At 40.4% G+C, this 1,499-nt stretch carries 2 protein-coding genes; both read right to left on the reverse strand.

Annotated elements, in window-relative coordinates; genetic code table 11:
* On the reverse strand, positions 1-996 hold a 996-nt coding region (gene murG / locus ACYVTD_RS12630), incomplete at its 3' end, for an undecaprenyldiphospho-muramoylpentapeptide beta-N-acetylglucosaminyltransferase (protein ID WP_461248104.1).
* Positions 997-1,007: 11 nt separating this feature from the next.
* On the reverse strand, positions 1,008-1,499 hold a 492-nt coding region (locus ACYVTD_RS12635), incomplete at its 5' end, for an FtsW/RodA/SpoVE family cell cycle protein (RefSeq protein ID WP_461248105.1).

Raw genomic sequence — 1,499 nt, forward strand, 5'->3', positions numbered from 1 at the left:
ATCAAATATAGTATTTGATATGATTTCCGGCAATTGTGTGATATCTTTTTCAAGGAGCAGAACCGCGCCGTCGGCGAGGGATTTTGCATTGAATTCTTGATGGTTATTTGTAACGTTTGGGCTTGGGATTAGGATGCTTGGCGTGCCTGTTGCGGCTATTTCGGCAACCGCGATAGCACCCGAGCGAGAGACGATTAAATCTGATACCTCATATAGAGCAGGCATATTTTCGATATATGGAAGAATTTTAATGTTGTTTGGGAGCGTTTTGAAATCAGATATGATTTTATCATAATTACGCTTGCCTACAGACCAAATAATATTATATTTTTCTTCGCCAAATTTTATAATCTTTTCGATTTGTGTATTGATAGCGTCTGCGCCTAGGCTTCCGCCCACGACTGCTAAGGTTGGCAGGTTATTATCTATGTTAAAAACTTGTTTTGCATTTTTAATATGTTCCAGCAAATCTTGCCTAATGGGATTGCCGGTTAGTACTATTTTTTTTGCATGTGGAAAGAATTTTTCTGCCTCAGGGAAGCTTATGCAGACTGTATCGACTATGCCAGATAGCATTTTTGATGTTAACCCAGGGAATGCGTTTTGTTCATGGATTAGGGTTTTGATGCCCAATTTGTTCGCTGTGCGTAATACGGGTCCTGATACATAACCGCCTGTGCCGACAACGAAATTAGCGCCAAAATTCTTTAGTATTTTTTTTGAAGCATATGTTGATGATACCAAGCTAAACAAATTTTTGCAATTGGCTAAGATGTTTTTTGGTGTAAAACTACGGCGGAAACCGCGTATGCTTATAAATTTAATATTGAAACCAGCGGCTGGAACAAAGTCTTTCTCCATGCCGTATTTAGTTCCGATAAATAGAATTTCTGCGTTTGGAACACGTTTTTTAACTTCATTTGCAATAGAAATCGCTGGGTTTATATGCCCTGCAGTGCCACCGCCTGCGAAGACGATTTTCAATTTATCTTTCATATTTGTTGCTCCTAATCTGGTAAACTGGATTTTCTGGATATATTAAGCATTAGTCCCATGGCTGCCATGTTTATGAAGAGTGTTGTTCCGCCGCTAGAGAAGAAAGGAAGAGGAATGCCGGTATTTGGCACGGAATTTGTTACAACGAGGATGTTTAATATAACTTCCCATGCGATTAACGCCATGATACCGAAAGCTGTTATTGCTTGGAAGCGAGTTTTTGCGTTATATGCTATCATAATTCCGCGCCATATTAAGAAAGCAAAGAGGATTATAATAGCGGCGGACCAGATGAAACCTAGCTCTTCCGCGACTATTGAGAAGATAAAGTCGTTTTGCGGCTCAGGTATGTATAGAAATTTTTGTCTGCTTTGAAAGGGACCGAGACCGAACAAGCCTCCTGAGCCTATAGCATATAGCGACTGGATTATTTGCCAGCCCGCCCCAGTTTTATCTGCGAAAGGATTTAGGAAGGATGTGAAACGTTTCATACGGTATGGTGC

It is taken from the genome of Treponema sp. R6D11, assembly GCF_054786075.1.